Source organism: Microcoleus sp., assembly GCF_041354475.1.
Lineage (GTDB): Bacteria > Cyanobacteriota > Cyanobacteriia > Cyanobacteriales > Microcoleaceae > Microcoleus.
Window position 1 is genome coordinate 130,068 of sequence record NZ_JBGJZU010000003.1, and the last position, 13,600, is coordinate 143,667.

Below are 13,600 nucleotides of genomic sequence, written 5' to 3' on the forward strand. Positions count from 1 at the left end.
TCCCGCCAGTAATGGATAGCGTCCCCGAAATCCATCAAGCTTTTGACATCGCAGATCGAGTGAATTTAAGCCCGGAGGAAATAGCAAATATCGAACGGCAAGAAATGTTTATTTACGACCAACAAGGAGCGATAATTAAAGCTACTAAAGACGCTCTACAAGAACAAAAATTGACGATCGCACGGCAGTTACTCGATCGCCTAGATGACACAACCATAGCCCAAATAACCGGACTTAGCGTTCAGGATGTGCAGAATTTGCGATCGGAAGTTTGATGCGTCGAAAACCAGACATGACATTATTCACGTCCAATCTCTTACTCTTAGTCCGCGCAGGCGGACTTCGTTTGTATAGTCGCGGTTTCAACCGCCGAGTGATAAACCCCACCCCAAAAACCCCTATCTCAAAAACAACTTATAAGCCGGATTCTGACTCTCATCCCCATACTGATAACCCAGCGTATCCAAAAAAGCCTGCCATTCCTTCATCTCATCCGGCGGCACCTGAATTCCCACCACAATTCGCCCGTAATCAGCGCCATTATTCCGGTAGTGAAAAACGCTAATATTCCAGTTAGGACTCATGGAACCCACAAACTTCATCAAAGCACCAGGACGTTCGGGAAATTCAAACCGATAAAACAACTCATTATCCGCCAGCATCGAACGGCCGCCCACCATATGCCGCAAATGCAATTTTGTTAATTCATCATCAGTTAAATCCAAAGTTTTAAAGCCACAATCCTCAAAACTCGCCGCTATTTTTACCGCATCCGCACGGTTTTGAATTTGCACGCCGATAAAAATATGCGCTGCTTTTTCATCCGCAATTCGATAGCTAAATTCAGTTAAATTCCGTTTACCCAAACATTCGCAAAACCTGCGGAGACTTCCCGGTTGTTCGGGAATTGTCACTGCAAAAATAGCTTCCCGGCGTTCGCCAAACTCGGCCCTTTCTGCCACAAAACGCAGGCGATCGAAATTCATGTTTGCACCGCAAGCAACCGCAATTAGAGTTTCTCCTGCGATTTGTTCCCGTTCCACGTAAGCTTTCGCACCTGCGATCGCCAATGCGCCCGCCGGTTCTAAGATCGATCGCGTATCCTCAAAAACATCCTTAATCGCGGCACAAATATCATCCGTATCCACTAAAATAATTTCATCCACATACTGCTGACAAAGCCGAAAAGTTTCCTCCCCCACTTCCCGCACCGCCACGCCATCCGCAAATAAACCAACCTGCGACAAACGCACCCGTTTCCCCGCTTTCAAAGACTGATTCATCGCATCAGAATCGACAGGTTCGACACCAATAATTTTAATTTCCGGCCGCAACCGTTTCACGTAAGCCGCAATTCCAGAAATCAATCCACCGCCGCCAATCGCCACAAAAATCGCATGAATGGGTTTTTGATGTTGTCGCAGAATTTCCATGCCGATCGTACCCTGTCCCGCAATCACGTGGGGGTCATCAAAAGGGTGAACAAAAGTCATGCCTGTTTCCGCCTCTAATTGGCGCGCAAAAGCGTAAGCATCGTCGTAAGTATCCCCATGTAAAACCACCTCTCCACCACGGGCTACGACCGCATTTACCTTGACCTGGGGCGTGGTTACGGGCATGACTATCACGGCGCGAGTTCCTAAGTGGCGAGCTGCGAGGGCGACTCCTTGGGCGTGATTTCCGGCAGAAGCTGCGATCGCCCCTTTTGCCAGCAATTCCGGCGAAAGTTGCGCCATTTTGTTATACGCACCCCGCAGCTTGAACGAAAACACAGACTGCATATCCTCTCGCTTCAGCAGCAGTTGATTGTTGAGTCGCGCTGATAGATTGGGGGCGACTTCTAGAGGTGTTTCTTGGGCAACATCGTAGACGCGGGCGGTGAGGATTTGTACTAGGTAATCGCAAAGCATGGGCTGGGGGGTTAATAGATGCGGGATGGTGGGATTATTGTACGGTATTTGTGTTAGTATTTTACGGAGAATGGGCGATCAAATAGCTGCAAGCTTCCCTAATTGGCGATCGGAAGTTATCATGGAATTTGAATGGAACGAAATCAAAGCAGCTATCAATCTCAACAACCACGGTGTAAATTTTGAAGAAGCAAAAGAAGAAAACGTCTTTTAATGAATCTTCAAACTCCGAAGATGAGCTTTTGCCGGAGTACCGCTTGGACTACAAAAAAGCCAAACCCAACCGTTTTGCAAATTGTAGTCGTTGTTTTGGATGAGGATATTGCCCGGATTTTGTCAAAACCGGAGGCAGTAAACAAGGTGCTTCGGGCGTTGATTGAAGCGATGCCCCAACCAAGTAGTGGGGAGACAGTTTAAAGTCCTAAAATAATGACTTTCTCTAGGTAAGACTTATGCTAGACAAAACTGCTTTACTAGATCGCATTACTCAAACTCCGGGTAAATGTGGAGGCCGTCCCTGTATCCGAGGCATGAGAATTCGAGTTAGCGACATTCTAGAAACTTTAGCTGATAATGTGCCTGCTAGTGAAATTCTGGCAGATTTCCCTGATTTAGAACCTGAAGATATCCAAGCTTGCTTGCTGTTTTCTGCACTTTGAATTGATTTTACAAACCCTAATTTAATTCTTTTAAAGCAATATCTCGGTTAGTTTTAGCGTCTTGATAATCTGGCTTTATTTTTAATGCCTTATCAAAGCTGGCAATTGACTCTTCATAGCGCCCTAGTTGCAGTAGAGCAACACCGAGAAAATTCCACGCTTTCCATGATGAATCAGGCTTTAGTCTAATAGCTACTTCATATCTTTTTATGGCTTCTTCATAACGGCTTTTGTCCTGAAGCAAGTTTCCTAGAACAATGTTATCTCTATAAAGATAACCATTAATAATTCTACTTTTATTACTATTAGATAACTCAAACACACCAGAACCCCAATCAAAAAAATCAGGAGCACGACGGATGATATATTTAATAGCAAAAAGTGGTAGTATAAAAACAAAGCAAATGTTACTCAGGCGATCGCGAAAAATTTCCCGTCGTTGATTGAGGTGACTCAGAATAGGAGGTACTGTATCTAAAATATAATAATCACCATCACCACCATATCCAGGTTTGATATAAGGTTCTAGTGACTTTTCTAGTCCTTGAATGAAGAGAATATTTAGGTCATTTCGATCGTCCCTATTTGCAACAATATTATACAGATTATCAATTGGTTCTGTCAATTCTAGAACCGCAATTTTTTTCTCAGACAAATCATACGGCACCCGATAAATCAACTCAGTACCTTTTGCCGGAGAGCATTGCACGAACACAATACCAAACCCTTTTGTTCGTTTTAGGCATCGTAATAAAGCCCGATAGACTCCCTCTGGGCTAGTGTCTAGTTTCTGAGTAGCAGAAGGTTGACTCATGATGACGACTGCCGAATTTTGGCAACTGTAGCTTGAAACTGCTCGATTTCTTCAATCAGAGGATGGACATTGTACCAGCGTTTGAGATTGCCCTTATCATCATAATAGCGATATTCCAACAAACAGCGGGTGAGCAACAGGCGCAGACACTGTTCGTTATTGTTTGCGTGCTTTTTGCAATAAACATCAGCCAAAATTTCCCACTGATGTTCTTGAATTGTATTGAGATAGGTTTCTCGCGTTTCTGCAATTGCCCGTTGCACCGCTTCAGCCGTAATTGGTAGCTCGTCCGTCCAGTTTACAGCGATTCGGATCATCTGCATCAAATTCCTCGCGTGTCCGCCACTCATGATGCAAAGCTGGTTTAATGTATCTGGACTGTCGAACACAGCCGGAAGATCTAAACCTGCCACACTACCATCCATAGTTTGAGTCAGTCTGGAGTCGATCGCTTCTAGCCGCCGACAGATAATTTCCCGCAACTTGGATAGTCCATTTGAGTTGACTGTACCGTCAGGATTCTGCACCATCACCATCGGTAAAATATTGGTCTTTTCGTAGTTATCTTCAAGCTGTGTTGCCCGTCCCGAATATACCATTGCGATCGGAACCGTATAGATTACATGACACGCCAAGCCCCGCAGAATTTCACTTCGATTTAAGTAAATCTCGTCATAATTGCTGGGAGTTGCTTCTTCTTTAGTTTCTGCGATTCTATCCAAATTATCGGCAATCATCACAATGCCGCGACAGGTTATATCTAGAGATTTCTCAGCTTCTTTGATGAAGTCATTCAGTGCCTCTACCAAAGACGGAGTATTAGCATTAATTTTCTGTCGAAGTTCGCGCCGCTTATCTGGAGTTGCGCGAAGATTGGCTGTAATTTTGGCAAACTGGGCAATTTGTCCCTCTAAGTTTAAGCCTTCAAAAGACACTTCTGTCAGTGCTAAATCTTGGAGAGATTCCCATCTATTTTTCATCCAATCTAGCAAAGGATTATGATTTTGTAGATCGATCGCTTCTACTAGATGCCGAGTGCAAGCAAACAATATATCCGCATACTCCGCATCTTGGGGTTCAATGTCCTCATCATCTGCTGCAAAGTAAACCACAAAATACTTCTGTTGTTCTAGGTATTCCTTCAATCGCAGAAGTTCTGTGGATTTTCCTACTCCTCGGTGGCCGGAGTAAAGCTGGCAAGTCGGTTTCTTCGATCGCGTAATCTTTCGACCTAATTCCCGTACTACTTCCCAACCACCACGGACTTCCTGACAATCAACATACGCCTCTTTCGAGGGAGGCTGAAATGGTTCAAAGGAACTGTAGATTTCAGTTAGCAAATCTAGTGTCACAAGCTACCTCAAGTAAAAAAAATCACAACAAGTATAGTGTACAAGATATTTATCAATATCCTTGCATTTAATGCGATCGCCTATTTTTTGACATTGAATCAACCCATAAAACCCACCACTTCAAACTGTACATATATCTAATCAGGCCGTGCAAATCCGGTTCTAGGGTCGCTAATAAACAACCCTAAAACTAACGTTTCCATCACCGTATCCCAGACAGGAGTCAAACGTTCTGCATCATCAACCCAGTAATCAAAAGTAATCAAACACTGAACATTAGAACCCAATCCCACACAAATTCGCGAATAAGCTTCCCGCTGTTCTGGAGGGTCGATAAATTTAAATTCCGTCCAAACAATCCGAGCAGTTTGTCGCTTCAGTTGAATGATTTCCCCCATGTCAAACGGATTTCGAGAGTCTTCTTCCGCTACCTTTTTTAATAGCGGAGCCAAGGGAAAATCGGCCCAGTTTCCGGGGGGAAGTAAATTAAACGAAACTTCCAAACAACAATCATCATCCGGCGGCTTTTTGTCCGTAAACCGAAAAGATTTTGTATCCGGTTCAAAATGCCAATCATCGGGGACATCAAAGCGGACTGCTCCTCTTCCGGCGACAAAGATGCGAGTTCCCGGTTTTGATTTCCAGTTATGATTTTCCTTGAGCTCTAGGGTTTCCTTGAGCCATTCTTGTTTTTTGCGCTTAGACATAAACAGAATACAAAACTGCTGCTAAGGTTTAGTATCAGACTTAGTAAATATATTTTAACCCTTTTTTGTTCGGCCTTTGCTCAAATATAACAATCCTTACAAAAATTATGACTCCCACTCTTCTCCATTCCTCTGTGTTCTCTGCGCCTCTGCGGTTAAAAAAAAATCCCTTTCACAATTTACTAACTTTTATTTGTCACTCTTGGGAATCACGTATCTAATCCCGCCTTTATGTCCCTTCGCATCACCTCGGTAGCGGGGAATAATATGAATCGCAGCATGACTTCGACTTTGACCCGCATCTTTATGAATATTTATTCCCACATTAAAACCGTCCGGCTGAAATTCTTTGTTTAAAATATCTTGCACTTGATTCGCCATGAACCAACAAGCTGATTGTTCTCGAAACGGCAGTTCAAAATAATTGGCAACATGACGCTTCGGGATAATTAAAACATGACCTTTGCTGGCAGGATAACCATCAAATATAGCATAGGCGGTTGCTGATTCAGTTAGTAAAGTGAGCTGTTTATGCGGGTTACAAAAAACACAATGATTAGTTGAATTTCTTTGATGATTATAATGGACATATTCATATATTTCACAATACTCATCTAAGTGTGCTGACTTAAACGGAAGTTTTACTATACACTGATAAGTAGGTTTCTTGTGGATATAATGTTCTCGAAAACCTTCTTTTTTGAGGTCTCTTCTCACAGCAAAATATGCTTTGCCTCCTGGTTTAAGCAAATGCGATACTTCCATGATGACCTTAGCTTGCTCTTCTGGAAACAAAACATTCAAAACATAAAAACAAAGGATTGTATCGAATTTATTTTCTGGATATACTGGGAAATAGTAAGGGTCATAACCTGCAATATCAAACCCTTTTTGCTGCAATAATTTCACATCGTTGCCAAAGCCACAACCAAAGTCTAAGATTTTACCTTGCAGTAGGTTTTGCTCCCATAAATATTTCGCCGGAAATGACAGGTAAATTCTTTCCATCGCCGTGAGGTGACTGAATTTGTTTTGCTGTTTTTTCATGGTGAGATTAATTTAATTTGAATAATTTGAAAATTTCAATATTTAAAATATAACCGCGACAACTGCCTGGTGTTTGAGTTATATTATAGATTGTGTTTACCGAATATTCTTATGAATTTTTGTAGCGACAATGCAACGGGTGTTTCCCCAGAAATCATGGCTGCGATCGCAGCAGCTAATTATGGTAGTGTTTCATCCTATGGGGATGATGAATATACAAAAGGTTTGCAAGTTAAGTTTTCTGAACTATTTGAGACATCGGTGACGGTTTTTCCGGTAGCCACTGGTTCCGCTGCTAATGCTCTGAGTCTTGCGGTTGTGACACCTCCTTACGGTGCTGTTTATTGTCATGGGGAATCTCATATTAATCTTGATGAATGTGGCGCGCCGGAGTTTTTTAGCGGTGGTGCAAAGTTGGTGACAATAACAGGAAATCATGCTAAAATTGATGCAGGAACTTTAGAAAAAAGTCTGGCGCGTGCGGGTGTAGGAGTCGTCCACCACGTACAGCCAGCCGCCGTCAGCATCACTCAAGCAACGGAAGCTGGAACTATCTACACTCCGGCGGAAATTTCCCAGATTTCAGAAGTGGTTCGTCACCATAATTTACACCTGCATATGGATGGATCTCGCTTTGCTAATGCTGTCGCCAGTCTTGGCTGTTCTCCAGCAGATGTGACTTGGCGGGCTGGGGTCGATATTCTCTCCTTTGGAGCGACTAAAAATGGTGCAATGGCGGCGGAAGCAGTGGTTTTTTTCAATGAAGAATTGGCAAATAATTTCCCTTTTTACCGCAAGCGTAGTGGGCATTTGTTCTCTAAAATGCGTTTTTTGTCTGCCCAGTTGTCAACATATATAACTGATGATTTGTGGCTAAAAAATGCTGCTCATGCAAATCAGATGGCTGCTAAGTTAGCCCTAGGTTTGGCGGGAGTTGAGGGAGTAATTTTTTGTCATCCTGTAGAAGCGAATGAAATTTTTATTCAACTTCCTGAATCTGTAATAGTGGCGGTTTTAGCTGAAGGCTTCCAGTTTTATCGCTGGGATAAATGTACTGTGAGACTGGTAACGGCTTTTAATACTAAAGAAGAAGATGTGATTGCTTTGGTGGAAGCTGTTAAGCGCTATCATTAATTATTTGGTAGGGGCGGTTTTACCAATAATATCTCAGATTGCTTCCGGTTGCATCGGAATTAATATAACCCGAAATCAGGACACGGCAATTGGGTTGGGCGGGTTTGAGAGATTGTTGGTTATTGGCAATTGGGTGAATCTGTGTTTGGCAAATATATTCGTAGGGGCGAAGCCATTTGTGTCAACTTAACGTCAAACCCTGTCAGAGACTGTTGTTTGACGACTAGGCCCAGATCCCCCCTAGCCCCCCTTAAGAAGGGGGGGACAGGAGTCTTCTCAAAGTCCCCCTTCCCCCATCCCCCCTTACAAAATCGGGATGATTCCTGGCAATTTTTATTGGTGGAACCCGCTGCTACATTTTGATCGATTCAGAAATCGGTTCTGCAACTGCGGTTAATTCCGGTTCAACTACTGCGAGGTGTTCTTCTAAAAGAGCCAGATTTCTGATGTTTGATTTATAAAAAGCATCGAAGATATCTCCGATTAAAGGTATGGAGCCGATGACTGCTTCTAGACTTATATTATAAATCATTTTTCCGAGAGTTTTGGGTGGGAGTTTGAATCTAGTTGCTAAATAAATTAAGTAAGCGGAAAATGCGGTATCTACTAAGTCGCCAGCACCTGGTACTAAACCGATAATCGGATCTAAGCCGATACGAAATTTGGTGCCGGGGATGCCAATGGCGGTATCCATCAAACGGCTGAATTTGCGGATGCGGTTGAGAGTGGCAAGACGCTCTGTGTGGTTCATCTTAATGATTGTTGAATTCGGTGGAAATATTGAACTCTGTCGGAAGCTAGATACTGGCTTTCAGTTGCAGAGTATTTGGTGGTAGTAACTTTTTGGGTAGTACCTAACTTAAAAGTGCGTACTTCCCATAATAGCTTTACTTGGTCTAAACTTGAAATATAACAAAAACACCCCTATAGGTTTCACAGAGGATTCGGAAAATGATTGCTATTCGCAAAAGTGAAGCAAGAGGACACGCAAATCACGGTTGGCTGGACAGTTATCACACATTTTCCTTTGCCAATTATTACGACCCCAAGTATATGAATTTTCGCTCTTTGCGGGTGATTAATGAGGATGTCATTAACGGTGGCAAAGGTTTCGGTACTCACGGTCACACCGACATGGAAATTATTACTTATGTGTTGGAAGGAGCATTAGAACATAAGGACAGTTTGGGTACTGGTGCGGTGATTAAACCTGGTGAAGTGCAGCGGATGAGTGCTGGTACTGGTATCCAGCATAGCGAGTTCAATCACTCGCCAAGTGACTCGGTTCATTTACTGCAAATTTGGCTGTTGCCCGATAGGAATGGATTGACACCAAGTTACGAACAACGGGATTTTCCCTTAGTAGAAAGACGGGGAAGGTTGCGGTTAGTGGCGGCGCGAGATGCTAGAGATGGTGCTGTGAAAATTCATCAAGATGTGGATTTGTATGCGGCTGTTTTGGATAAGGATGCGCGGGTTTCTCATGTTTTACAGTCAAATCGCTATGCTTGGGTGCAAGTAGCGCGAGGCTCTGTTTTGCTCAATGGTTTGGCTTTGGAACAGGGCGATGGTGCTGCGGTTAGTGATGAGTCTGAGTTGGTGATTGAAGCTACAGCAGATGCTGAATTTTTGCTGTTTGATTTAGCCTGAAATTGAATGCGAAATCCCCGACTTCTCAAAGAATTCGGGGATTTTAGTCAATGACATCTGACAGCTAAAAATTGATTTCAAGAATTAACGGAAATATTCTTTTTAGGTCGCCCGCCTTTTTTGCCATTTTGCCTTGCTGCGGCAGATTTAGAGCCAGTTTTTAAATGCCATGTATTTCTCTCCATTTGCTTAACAGCATTTCTTGAATTGATATTTTCCACTAGCCGTTAGAGCCAGCAAGGCAGTTAAGTCCCTTACTCAAAGCTGAAGTTGTCTTCAGAGGACTGAAAAAATCTATGTTAAATTAAAAAAAAATGAATTACAGCAAAACAATCCCGGCTGTTTTGAGTGCTACGATCGCCCTAAGCACCATCTCTCTTCTCCCCTTCACCTTACCTCAAATCGCCCTAGCCTTAACCGCCGACCAAGTTAAAACCGTCGCTAAAGCTGTCACTGTCCGCATTGAAGGGCCTAAAGGCGGTTCTGGAGTCATCTTAGAAAAAAAAGGTAACACCTACTATATTCTGACTAACTGGCACGTTGTAGACAAAGCCGGTGATTATCGGGTGATTACTCCCGATGGTAAATCTCACTCTATATATTATACTTTAATCCGGCGAATGCCCGGTGCGGATTTGGCGATCGTCCCCTTCAGCAGCCCTGAAAGCTATCCCCTGGCTCAATTAGCCAATTCCCCAGCAACTGCGGGAAAAAAGGCGATTGTGGCGGGCTGGCCGATATCCGGTGGTTCCCTCCGACAGCCGATTTTCATTGCCACAGAAGGCTTGCTGACTGGCCGTCAGACTGTCTGGAACGGTTATACATTAGTATACAATAACTTGGTGAGAGCGGGGATGAGTGGCGGCCCGGTACTCGACGATGGGGGGAAATTGATCGCAATTAATGGCATTGTGAAGCTTGAGAATAATTCTGATAAAATCGTGGCGGCGGGGATAGAAACTCATACTTTCATGAAATGGCGATCGACTATTTCGCTGCCAGTAGTCCCTGAATCTCCCACGGCCAAAACACCCTCAAATCCCGTTAATAATTCGCCCCGTAAGTCTGCAAGTGCGATCGCCTTTGCAGCCACAAACACCATCAAAGCCCCTGCGGAAGTAGTCAGTTCCGTTTCCTTGGCAACTGATTATTTTGCCACTGGTAATAGTAACGGCACTATCTCTGTTTGGAATTTTCCCGGTGGGGAATTGAAAACTACCCTGCGGAGTCACCGGGAAGCAGTAAATGCCGTAGCTATCAGTCCCGATGGCAAGATTTTAGCTAGTGGTAGCGATGACAAAACGGTCAAGATTTGGAATTTAGAAACTGGTGCTCTTTTACAAACTTTGAGCGGGCATTCCGATGCGGTTTCGACTGTGGCGATTAGTGCCAATGGTGAGTTTTTAGTTAGCGGTAGTTGGGACAAAACGATTAAAATTTGGAATCTCAAAACCGGGGAGTTACTACGGACTTTGACCGGGCATTCTGGCTTGGTAAATACTGTTGCCCTCAGTCCGAATCCTCAAATCCCCCCCCTTAGCAAGGGGGGGCTAGGGGGGGTATTAGCTAGCGGTAGCAAAGATGGTTCGATTAAGTTATGGGATTTAGCTAGTGGTCAATTAATTCGCACGATTAGCGGTAAGAATTTGTCGGTTTTGTCCGTAGCTTTTAGTCCCGATGGCAAGAGTTTGGCTGCTGGAAATGGCAACGGTACAATTGGCTTGTGGAATGTGGGAAATGGGCAGTTAATTCGGCGTTTGAGTGGCCATACGGATGGGGTTTGGTCGGTGGCAATTAGTCGCGATGGTAGTACGCTCCTTAGTGGGAGTTGGGATAAGAGTATTAGGCTTTGGGATGTGCGATCGGGGGATTTGAGGGGTACTTTGACCGGGCATTCTGGCTATGTTAGTGCTGTGGCGATTAGTGGGGATGGGAAGATGATTGTGAGTGGTGGTTGGTTGGGGGAGATTAAAATTTGGAAACGGAGTTGAGTTTTTTGTCAGGACTTAGGCATTATACTTCTGGGAGATGTCTAAAACCATCCTCCCACTTCCGAGTACGATCGCCTGTTGTGATAGATTTGGTTCAGACTGGACTAAACTCACAATCCCCCGGATTAGTCTGTGGGGTAACTTGGAAAATCTCAAATCTAACATCGCTTGACTTCTGAAAAATGATTGAAGTAGAACACTTAAGCAAAACTTACGGTTCCACCGCAGCGATCGCGGATGTGTCTTTCTCGGTCGAATCAGGGGAAATTCTGGGTTTTTTGGGACCCAATGGTGCCGGCAAAACCACAACCATGCGGATTTTGTCGGGATATTTACCAGCATCCAGCGGTACAGCCCGTATCGCCGGTCTCGATGTTCACGAAAATTCGATGGCTGTCAGACAGCGCATCGGCTATTTACCAGAAAATCCCCCACTTTATCCAGAAATGACTGTGGAAGGATTTCTGTTTTTTGTGGCCCGGATTAAGCAAGTACCGGCGGGCGATCGCGCGCGCAGAGTCACCTCAGCCATCGAACGCTGTGGCTTGGTCGAAAAACGGAAAGTTTTAATCCGCAAACTTTCCAAGGGCTTTAAGCAACGAGTAGGCATCGCTCAGGCGATCGTCCACGACCCCCCGGTAATTATCCTAGACGAACCAACAGTCGGTCTTGACCCGCGACAAATCATCGAAGTTCGCAATTTAATCAAAAGCCTTGGGGGACAACACACAATCATTCTTTCTACCCACATTTTGCCCGAAGTCAGTATGACTTGTAACCGCGTTACCATCATCAATGGCGGTCAAATTGTCGCAGCAGGTAGTCCTGAAAATTTGACTGGTGAATTGGCGGCTAATTCTGGCTATGAAATGGAAGTGGAAGGGGAACCAGAGTTATTGAACAGTCTGCTGTTACCTGCTGTAGAAAATTTACCCGGTGTTCGATCGATCGAATTAATCTCCAATCAAGAGTCTTTAGCCGGTCGTTATCGCCTACGGGCACTGTGCGAACCCGATCTAGAACCCGGACGAGAAATTGCCACAGCTATCATCGCCTCTGGTTTTGGACTCTGCGAAATGCGTCGCAACCGCGCTAGTTTAGAAGATGTGTTTTTAAAGCTGACAACGGCCCAAAAGAAGCAGGGAGATGTTTTAATTGAAACTGAACCTGAAGTTGCCCAAACTTTGGCAGTTGCAGAAACATTACAGGAAATAAGTGATTCTCAACCTGCATCGGAACCGATTGTAGAAACCTCAGAATTAATCCCAGATACGGAACCTGTTGTAGAAACTTCTGAATTAATCCCAGATACGGAACCTGTTGTAGAAACCTCAGAATTAATCCCAGATTCTGAACCTGTTATAGAAAATTCTGAATTAATCCCAGATTCTGAACCTGTTATAGAAAATTCTGAATTAATCCCAGATTCTGAACCTGTGGTAGAAACCTCAGAATTAATCCCAGATATTGAACCTGTGGTAGAAACCTCACAATTAATCCCAGATATTGAACCTGTGGTAGAAACCTCAGAATTAATCCCAGATATTGAACCTGTGGTAGAAACCTCAGAATTAATCCCAGATATTGAACCTGTGGTAGAAACCTCACAATTAATCGTAGATTCTGAACCTGTTCGAGAAAATTCTGCCTTAATCGTAGATTCTGAACCTGTTGTAGAAACCTCAGAATTAATCCCAGATTCTGAACCTGTTGTAGAAACCTCACAATTAATCCCAGAGACTGAACCTGTTGTAGAAACCTCACAATTAATCCCAGAGACTGAACCTGTTGTAGAAACTACAGAATTAATCGTAGATTCTGAATCTGTTAGAGAAACTACAGAATTAATCGTAGATTCTGAACCTGTTGTAGAAACTACAGAATTAATCGTAGATTCTGAATCTGTTAGAGAAACTACAGAATTAATCGTAGATTCTGAATCTGTTAGAGAAACCTCAGAATTAATCCCAGATATTGAACCTGTTGTAGAAACTACAGAATTAATCGTAGATTCTGAACCTGTTGTAGAAACCTCAGAATTAATCCCAGATTCTGAACCTGTTCGAGAAACCTCAGAATTAATCCCAGATTCTGAACCTGTTGTAGAAACCTCAGAATTAATCCCAGATATTGAACCTGTTCGAGAAACCTCAGAATTAATCCCAGATATTGAACCTGTTGTAGAAACCTCAGAATTAATCCCAGATTCTGAACCTGTTGTAGAAACCTCAGAATTAATCCCAGATATTGAACCTGTTGTAGAAACCTCAGAATTAATCCCAGATATTGAACCTGTTGTAGAAACCTCAGAATTAATCCCAGATATTGAACCTGTT

General features: G+C 43.6%; 12 protein-coding genes and 2 pseudogenes. 8 read left to right on the plus strand and 6 right to left on the minus strand.

Going from position 1 to position 13,600, the window contains the following annotated elements:
* Nucleotides 1–275 (plus strand): annotated as a pseudogene (locus tag ACBR23_RS02025) (transposase); the annotation flags it as partial.
* A gap of 123 nt (nt 276–398) precedes the next feature.
* Here the strand turns inward: ACBR23_RS02025 and ilvA are convergent.
* Nucleotides 399–1,910 (minus strand): threonine ammonia-lyase, biosynthetic, encoded by a 1,512-nt coding sequence (gene ilvA, locus ACBR23_RS02030; protein WP_371118468.1) that lies wholly within the window; start codon nt 1,908–1,910, stop codon nt 399–401.
* 70 nt (nt 1,911–1,980) lie between these two features.
* Here ilvA and ACBR23_RS02035 point away from each other — a divergent pair, with 70 nt between their 5' ends.
* The 3 genes from ACBR23_RS02035 to ACBR23_RS02045 are packed head-to-tail and all read left to right on the plus strand — an operon-like array spanning nt 1,981 to nt 2,569.
* Nucleotides 1,981–2,124 carry a hypothetical protein gene (locus ACBR23_RS02035; RefSeq protein ID WP_371118469.1) on the plus strand — a complete coding sequence of 48 codons (144 nt, stop codon included), beginning with the start codon at nt 1,981–1,983 and terminating at the stop codon, nt 2,122–2,124.
* Complete coding sequence (locus ACBR23_RS02040) at nt 2,124–2,327, plus strand: hypothetical protein (protein WP_371118470.1); 204 nt, start codon at nt 2,124–2,126, stop codon at nt 2,325–2,327. Before ACBR23_RS02035 ends, ACBR23_RS02040 begins: the two co-directional genes overlap by 1 nt.
* Before the next feature lie 35 nt (nt 2,328–2,362).
* On the plus strand, nt 2,363–2,569 hold the full coding sequence (locus tag ACBR23_RS02045; RefSeq protein ID WP_371118471.1) for a DUF433 domain-containing protein: 207 nt from the start codon (nt 2,363–2,365) through the stop codon (nt 2,567–2,569).
* 16 nt (nt 2,570–2,585) lie between these two features.
* On the opposite strand, the gene ACBR23_RS02050 is transcribed toward ACBR23_RS02045, so the two are convergent.
* The 4 genes from ACBR23_RS02050 to ACBR23_RS02065 form a co-directional block, all read right to left on the minus strand.
* On the minus strand, nt 2,586–3,383 hold the full coding sequence (locus tag ACBR23_RS02050) for a tetratricopeptide repeat protein (protein WP_371118472.1): 798 nt from the start codon (nt 3,381–3,383) through the stop codon (nt 2,586–2,588).
* The gene (locus ACBR23_RS02055; protein WP_371118473.1) at nt 3,380–4,735 is read right to left on the minus strand and encodes an ATP-binding protein; all 1,356 of its coding nucleotides are present in this window, start codon (nt 4,733–4,735) and stop codon (nt 3,380–3,382) included. Before ACBR23_RS02055 ends, ACBR23_RS02050 begins: the two co-directional genes overlap by 4 nt.
* Nucleotides 4,736–4,872: 137 nt before the next feature.
* Nucleotides 4,873–5,442 carry a hypothetical protein gene (locus ACBR23_RS02060; RefSeq protein ID WP_340525400.1) on the minus strand — a complete coding sequence of 190 codons (570 nt, stop codon included), beginning with the start codon at nt 5,440–5,442 and terminating at the stop codon, nt 4,873–4,875.
* Nucleotides 5,443–5,631: 189 nt separating this feature from the next.
* Nucleotides 5,632–6,489, minus strand: a complete 858-nt coding sequence (locus ACBR23_RS02065) for a bifunctional class I SAM-dependent methyltransferase/HIT family protein (protein ID WP_371118474.1) — start codon at nt 6,487–6,489, stop codon at nt 5,632–5,634.
* 111 nt (nt 6,490–6,600) lie between these two features.
* On the opposite strand from ACBR23_RS02065, the gene ACBR23_RS02070 reads away from it, so the two are divergent.
* Nucleotides 6,601–7,623, plus strand: coding sequence for a low specificity L-threonine aldolase (locus ACBR23_RS02070; protein ID WP_371118475.1), 1,023 nt, complete (start codon nt 6,601–6,603; stop codon nt 7,621–7,623).
* 352 nt (nt 7,624–7,975) lie between these two features.
* Here ACBR23_RS02070 and ACBR23_RS02075 read toward each other — a convergent pair whose 3' ends face one another.
* Nucleotides 7,976–8,374 (minus strand): DUF4112 domain-containing protein, encoded by a 399-nt coding sequence (locus tag ACBR23_RS02075; protein WP_371118476.1) that lies wholly within the window; start codon nt 8,372–8,374, stop codon nt 7,976–7,978.
* A gap of 200 nt (nt 8,375–8,574) precedes the next feature.
* On the opposite strand from ACBR23_RS02075, the gene ACBR23_RS02080 reads away from it, so the two are divergent.
* From ACBR23_RS02080 to ACBR23_RS02090, 3 genes and pseudogenes are all read left to right on the plus strand, one after another.
* Nucleotides 8,575–9,273: a pirin family protein gene (locus tag ACBR23_RS02080; RefSeq protein ID WP_371118477.1), complete on the plus strand. Its 699-nt coding sequence runs from the start codon at nt 8,575–8,577 to the stop codon at nt 9,271–9,273.
* A gap of 314 nt (nt 9,274–9,587) precedes the next feature.
* A complete protein-coding gene (locus ACBR23_RS02085; protein ID WP_371118478.1) occupies nt 9,588–11,264 on the plus strand; it encodes a trypsin-like peptidase domain-containing protein in 1,677 nt (558 codons plus the stop codon).
* Nucleotides 11,265–11,446: 182 nt separating this feature from the next.
* Nucleotides 11,447–12,178, plus strand: a pseudogene (locus tag ACBR23_RS02090) (ABC transporter ATP-binding protein); the annotation flags it as partial.
* Between the last annotated feature and the right edge of the window lie 1,422 nt (nt 12,179–13,600).

Coding starts and splice junctions, on each gene's coding strand:
- ACBR23_RS02065 (WP_371118474.1), bottom strand. CDS start 6,489: ATGAAAAAACAGCAAAACAAATTCAGTCACCTCACGGCGATGGAAAGA.
- ACBR23_RS02050 (WP_371118472.1), bottom strand. CDS start 3,383: ATGAGTCAACCTTCTGCTACTCAGAAACTAGACACTAGCCCAGAGGGA.
- ACBR23_RS02080 (WP_371118477.1), top strand. CDS start 8,575: ATGATTGCTATTCGCAAAAGTGAAGCAAGAGGACACGCAAATCACGGT.
- ACBR23_RS02070 (WP_371118475.1), top strand. CDS start 6,601: ATGAATTTTTGTAGCGACAATGCAACGGGTGTTTCCCCAGAAATCATG.
- ACBR23_RS02035 (WP_371118469.1), top strand. CDS start 1,981: ATGGGCGATCAAATAGCTGCAAGCTTCCCTAATTGGCGATCGGAAGTT.
- ACBR23_RS02045 (WP_371118471.1), top strand. CDS start 2,363: ATGCTAGACAAAACTGCTTTACTAGATCGCATTACTCAAACTCCGGGT.
- ACBR23_RS02040 (WP_371118470.1), top strand. CDS start 2,124: ATGAATCTTCAAACTCCGAAGATGAGCTTTTGCCGGAGTACCGCTTGG.
- ilvA (WP_371118468.1), bottom strand. CDS start 1,910: ATGCTTTGCGATTACCTAGTACAAATCCTCACCGCCCGCGTCTACGAT.
- ACBR23_RS02060 (WP_340525400.1), bottom strand. CDS start 5,442: ATGTCTAAGCGCAAAAAACAAGAATGGCTCAAGGAAACCCTAGAGCTC.
- ACBR23_RS02085 (WP_371118478.1), top strand. CDS start 9,588: ATGAATTACAGCAAAACAATCCCGGCTGTTTTGAGTGCTACGATCGCC.
- ACBR23_RS02075 (WP_371118476.1), bottom strand. CDS start 8,374: ATGAACCACACAGAGCGTCTTGCCACTCTCAACCGCATCCGCAAATTC.